Source organism: uncultured Hymenobacter sp., assembly GCF_964242765.1.
GTDB lineage: Bacteria > Bacteroidota > Bacteroidia > Cytophagales > Hymenobacteraceae > Hymenobacter.
Genome location: NZ_CAXTBM010000129.1, coordinates 1 through 5,409 on the forward strand (window position 1 = coordinate 1; position 5,409 = coordinate 5,409).

General features: G+C 53.5%; 7 protein-coding genes. 6 read left to right on the forward strand and 1 reads right to left on the reverse strand.

Annotated elements, in window-relative coordinates:
- Window positions 1-174: 174 nt before the first annotated feature.
- The 4 genes from ACFE7X_RS24895 to ACFE7X_RS24910 all read left to right on the forward strand — a co-directional run bounded on the left by ACFE7X_RS24895 (window position 175) and on the right by ACFE7X_RS24910 (window position 3,652).
- Window positions 175-501 (forward strand): transposase, encoded by a 327-nt coding sequence (locus ACFE7X_RS24895; protein ID WP_375438377.1) that lies wholly within the window; start codon window positions 175-177, stop codon window positions 499-501.
- 63 nt (window positions 502-564) lie between these two features.
- Window positions 565-1,164 (forward strand): IS110 family transposase, encoded by a 600-nt coding sequence (locus ACFE7X_RS24900; protein ID WP_375438378.1) that lies wholly within the window; start codon window positions 565-567, stop codon window positions 1,162-1,164.
- Between the two features lie 359 nt (window positions 1,165-1,523).
- The gene (locus ACFE7X_RS24905) at window positions 1,524-3,176 is read left to right on the forward strand and encodes a hypothetical protein (protein WP_375438379.1); all 1,653 of its coding nucleotides are present in this window, start codon (window positions 1,524-1,526) and stop codon (window positions 3,174-3,176) included.
- Window positions 3,177-3,235: 59 nt separating this feature from the next.
- Entirely contained in the window at window positions 3,236-3,652 is a 417-nt protein-coding gene (locus ACFE7X_RS24910) for a hypothetical protein (RefSeq protein ID WP_375438380.1), read from the forward strand.
- 196 nt (window positions 3,653-3,848) lie between these two features.
- Here the strand turns inward: ACFE7X_RS24910 and ACFE7X_RS24915 are convergent, their stop codons facing one another.
- On the reverse strand, window positions 3,849-4,127 hold the full coding sequence (locus tag ACFE7X_RS24915) for a hypothetical protein (protein ID WP_375438381.1): 279 nt from the start codon (window positions 4,125-4,127) through the stop codon (window positions 3,849-3,851).
- On the opposite strand from ACFE7X_RS24915, the gene ACFE7X_RS24920 reads away from it, so the two are divergent.
- Both ACFE7X_RS24920 and ACFE7X_RS24925 read left to right on the forward strand, forming a co-directional pair.
- Window positions 4,126-4,428 carry a transposase gene (locus ACFE7X_RS24920; RefSeq protein ID WP_375438382.1) on the forward strand — a complete coding sequence of 101 codons (303 nt, stop codon included), beginning with the start codon at window positions 4,126-4,128 and terminating at the stop codon, window positions 4,426-4,428. The genes ACFE7X_RS24915 and ACFE7X_RS24920 overlap by 2 nt on opposite strands.
- Window positions 4,429-4,430: 2 nt before the next feature.
- Window positions 4,431-5,306 carry an IS3 family transposase gene (locus tag ACFE7X_RS24925; protein ID WP_375438383.1) on the forward strand — a complete coding sequence of 292 codons (876 nt, stop codon included), beginning with the start codon at window positions 4,431-4,433 and terminating at the stop codon, window positions 5,304-5,306.
- Window positions 5,307-5,409 lie beyond the last annotated feature (103 nt).

Sequence of the window (5,409 nt, forward strand, 5' to 3'; positions counted from 1 at the left end):
ACTGGCGAGCGGCGGCTTGCGTGCTGCGGCTTTCCGAAGCCAAGCGCAAGGCTTCTGCCTTGAAAGCTGCGTCGTACTTGCGCCGTTTATCGGGGGAAGCCCCACCCTTTTTCGTAGTCATAACAGAAGAAAGATACGTCCTTCTTCTGTGCGCCTAGATTAGACCACCTCACTATGGATCCACAAGTGCTTTTCCCCCCTGTTGGTATTGAGGTGAGCAAAGCCACGCTGGCGGTATGTTATCAATGTGGCCAACAGGTGCATCACCTGGAGGTGAGCACCTCAAAAACAGGCTTTCAGCAACTGGTCAAGGCGTGTGGCACCGATTGCTTGTTCGTCATGGAAGCGACCGGCGCCTACTACCTGCTGTTAGCTTACTACCTCCAGGAGCAAGGCGGGCAAGTCGCCGTGCTGAATCCACTCGTGATCAAACGCTTCATTCAGATGCCCTTAGGTAAAGGAAAAAGTGACCGTAAAGATGCCCAGTGGCTGCTACGCTAGGGCCAACAACAGGCAGTAAACCGCTGGCAACCGGAGGAAACGGTGCTCGTAGAGTGCCGGCAATTGGAGCAAGTCAGCGAGCAGTTGCTCAAGCAGAAAACGAGGGTCAGTAATTCCTTAGAAGCGCTAGAGAAGCAACCGGTGATGAGCAAACTCGCCCTCAAGCAACTCCGAAACACCTTGAAATCGCTCGCTAAACAACTACACGAAATAGAAGCTGAACTACTCGGAGTGCTGGCGCAACGCTATACCCACGAGATGACCCTCCTCTGTTCCATTCCGGGCATTGGGCGCAAGACAGCGGGTCAGTTGCTCCTAGTTGCCGGTGGCTTCGCGCGCCTGGACAACTATCGCCAACTGATTGCCCTGGCGGGCTTGTCGCCCCGTGAGCACAGCTCGGGTTCCAGTATCCGGGGCAAGGTACGCCTCACGAAAATGGGCGGCGCCTTGATCCGCGGCAAGCTGTTCAGGTGCAGTTTCGCGGCCAAGAAAAAGAATGCTGCTTGCCAGGCGCTCTATAACCGGCTCGTGGCTAAAGGCAAGAACGGAAAAGTGGCCTTGATTGCGGTTTGTAACAAGCTGCTCAAGCAGGCCTTCGCCATCGTCAAATCGGGGGTGCCATATCAAGCGGACTTTGCAAAAAATCCTGCCTGGATTTCTTGACTTTCAACACAGTTCATCTTAGCTCACTGTCCGTTTTTACTAGACCACCTCACTTTAACAAACCGCTTGGGAATAGTACCAATGCCGCCTATCTGAGAAGGCTTCACCCATGTAGTTGTACTCGGCCGGTTGCTGCTCGTCGCCGATGAGGTGATTGGGCCAGTGGTTGGTGAAGCACACTTCAAGCTCTTTGGTGTGGGATAGGGTAACTATTTTTATAACGTCAGCAAATTCCGCCTGACCGCTGCTCCTCTACATTTGATACACTCAGTGGTAGCACTGATGTAGGGAAAGAGAGACCCAGATATCTTACGCTGACTTAGAGCCGACTGAGTGTAAACATCTTTTTACTTCTCTTTTTGGATAAATTAATGAGCAAATGGACCTTTTGTGGCTCGATGGCTCAAATGCTTCTTGGGCTATACTTGCTGGCGTTCCCTACTTTATCTTCAGCCCAAGGAAATATCCTGTATTTCTCTCCTGTATCTGGCAGCTTCTCACGCCTTCCGCCTATTGGGGTCTCATTTGACATCACATTCGCTAAACCCATAACAAGAGACACATTGGTGGGGGTACGACTGGAAAGCTTTGGCTTCATCAAAGAGATCGACACCACGCTACAGGCCATTCTCAACTCCGGCGATATAGCAGCACATTGCCAAGCTATTAGTAGAGCTCGGTCCCTTCATAAGGATAAACGCGACCAGATTTTATATCAAGACCTTGGGCGCCAAGCAGGTGCTGACCAAGGGCCAATTGTAATTACTCATCCTCAATTGTATTACCGCCGGGCTTACTTATTCGGCATCACTTATTACTACAAAGCCACAACACAACGACTCAAACAAGCTATTACACAGTCGCTCGCACCAGTAATCGAGACCGTATTGCAACGGCAGATTACAATGCTTCCAGGTGGGCAGATGGTTCCTGCTACAGACTATGAGGCATTCCATGCACAACTCCAGCAAGCGTTGGACTCCGTTGTAATCTCCGAGCGGTTGAGACAGGTTCTGCCGGGGGAAGCCTGCACTACCGGTTTTGTCTTGCAAAATGGGAAAGCCGTCATGTCGTTGGGTGAACTTGTACATCCAGAAGAACTCATGACCTTTTTTAATGAGTACTTGAGCAAACGAGCTGTACAGCGAGACTTCGAGTCGAAACTATTGGCCCCTTTCGAAGATGCGATTCGCCGATTGCGGGCCAGTGCTGAACCCACCGTACGCTCACAAATGAATACACTTGTAGCGGCGGGCACATTATCACCGTTCACACCCAATACGTTAGGGGTACTAAAGGAACTTCGGCAGCTGCCAAATTTGCCGGTATCAGAGACCCAGTATCTGGAACGCGCATTGGCTAGCACTACATTAATGCAGGGGCGAGAACAAGAGTACACCAGCATCAAGCAGTACTTCCGGCTTACGGCGAGCGGTGCCTCCCAAGGGGTTGTGGCCAAGGCACAATCTTTGGCTAGCGGAAGCTCCCGACACCTGCGGTTGCCAGTAACCATCGCCGTGGCTTCAGTTGGACAGTCAAGCCTCTTTGTGCAAACATTACGCGAACGGTTGCCCTATCATATTTCGATCGATGGTGGAGTTGCTTATACCCCTCGTTTCAAACAGGCCATGCCGACGGCCTCTTTTAACATCAAAATTTGGCCTGGCGATATGGACGATCCACAAATACGGTGGGAACCATCCCTGCTTATTGGCCTCGGGTTCCGCGTACCCGACGATGAAGAAAACTTTACAGGCTTTTTCGGCGATGATAGTAAGCGCCCTCTGCTGCTTGGCCTAGGCATACGGAATAATAAAGTGGCCGGTGGTGCTGTGCGCCTGACTCTAGGAACGATGCTATATCGTGTTAAAGCTGCTTCGGCTACGCCACCTGCAGAAAACATTCCACGGGCAGAACTTAAGCAGGCCCCTTATGTGGGATTATCGCTCAACTCGGAAATCCTGAGCTGGGTCAGTGAAAAATTCAAATCTGTTAAAGGAATCCTGCCTTAACGAGCGTGTGCCTAGAGTCTTTTTACGATCTGATCAACAACCATAAAATAATAGGACTCATGATTACGATAGGTCAGATTTCGTTAAATGATGTGTCCATCTCAGATGGCCCATTGACCTTCTTTCCCGATCCCGGATTGGTCCAGAAGCTAGAACTCAGTTTTTACTCAGATAAAGAAAACAACGATGCTGAAGCTGTAATAGCGACTACGTCACAATCAGACTTAGTATTAGCATGTGTTGATGAAACCTGTATGCCACTAGAAGAAGATGATGACGGCGATGGTTATGTTAATTCATTGACTTTTAGTACTCCTGTATTTTATGGAGATCAAGAAATTGCTTTGCGATTTTTTGTCAAGTCCCTTCAGTTTAACAGTAGTGGTGTGGCAGCCGCCGTGTACGTATATTTCAGAGATTCGCAAGGTAACCGAGTCAGCGATAAACGTGCCTTGGGAGGGCTCTTGTTAGCTTAACCATCAATGTTGGATATACCTCCATGCCCAACATGGGCAATAAGTTTTCCGCTTTGTGTAGCGAGTTAAGAGAAAGTGTATTAAGGTAAGCGCAATGTACAAAAGGCTTTCCCGCGGCGGATGCGTAAGCCTGCCTCGTTGAATTCAGTGGCAATTTGTTGTAGGGACAGACCTGCTGATGCAGCGAGATGGCTAACTAGCTTGCCTGCCGATTCTGCGAATGAGCGGCGACATTGGCCTGGAGCACCCGCAAGCTTTTAGCAGTAGCTTCTGGCGTTAAGTTCAGGCGCTGTAAAAAGGCGCAAAAGAGGGGTCGAACGAAGCTAAAATCGATGGTCTGCAGCAGTTGCTGGTAAAAATGACGCGCGGGCACCAGCTTTGTCAGCGACGTCTGGATCGGGTGAAAGCCAAGCATGAGCTTTTGAGGTGGTCTAGTCAAGACGGACAGAAGAAGGACGTATAGTTCTTCTGTCATGGCAACAAAATCAAGCGGGATGTCGCCCGACAAACGGCGTAAATACGACGCGGCGTTCAAGGCCGAGGCCTTGCGGCTGGCCAGCGAAAGCCGGAGCACGCAGGCCGCAGCCCGGCAGTTGGGCATCAGCCCCAAGCTGCTCTACCGCTGGCAGCAGGCCCAAGTGGTGGCCGAAGTGGGCAGTGTAGAAGTGGCCCGTGACCCCGAGGTGCGCGCTCTGCGCGCGGCCAACAAACGGCTGGCGCAGGAGCTTGACATTTTAAAAAAAGCCTTGGTCATTTTTGGCCAGCCGACCCCGTGAGCGTGTACCAGCACATTGCTCAGCGGTCCGGCCAGGTGTCCGTGCGTCAGCTCTGTCAAACACTGCGGGTAGCCCCCGCCGCGTATTACGCCTGGCTACGCCGTCGGCAGCGGCCGAGGGTCGAGCCGCCCTGGCAAGTGGCGGTGCGCGAAGCGTTTGGGCGCCACAGCCAACGTTATGGCACGCGCCGGCTGCGGGAGGAAGTGCAGGCCCAGGGCCATGCGGTCGGCCGCTGGCGCATCCGCCGCGTGCTCCACGCCCATGGCCTGCGCGCTCAACAGCCCCGCTCGTTTGTGCCGCGCACGACCGACTCCGACTCGGCCGTGCGCGCCGCACCTAACCGTTTGCTCGGCCAGCCGGCTCCCACGGCCCCCAACCGGGTCTGGGTGGGCGACATCACGTATTTGCCCCGGCAGGGCGGCGGCTGGCTCTACCTGGCCGTCTGGCTGGACCGTTGCTCGCGTAAAGTCGTGGGCTGGGACGTGCGCGAGACCATGCCTGAAGAGCTGGTCAGCGAGGCGTTGCGTCGCGCCCTGGCCGTGCGCCGGCCCCCAGCCGGGCTAATTGTGCACTCCGACCAAGGCAGCCAGTACACGGCCACCCGCTTCCAGGCCCTACTGGCACGTCACGGCGCTCAGCAGAGCATGAGCCGGCGCGGTAACTGCTATGACAACGCGCACGCCGAATCCTTTTGGAGCCGCTTCAAAGCCGAACTGCTTGATGGCGGCAGCTTTCCCGGCCTGGCCGAAGCCAAGCTCGAAATCAGCCACCACATCGCCTATTACAACGCCGAGCGACGTCATTCTTCGCTTGGCTACCTTGCCCCCAACCACTTCGAAACTTACCTCCAAACCACGTCCCAATTCTGTCCGGCTTAGCTAGACCACCTCACAGTTCTTTGTCTCGTCCGGCTATAGCTGTACAGGTTGTCTGATCCTGAAAAAAAGTTGTCAGTTTTTCGGTGGGAGATGATGACGCGTT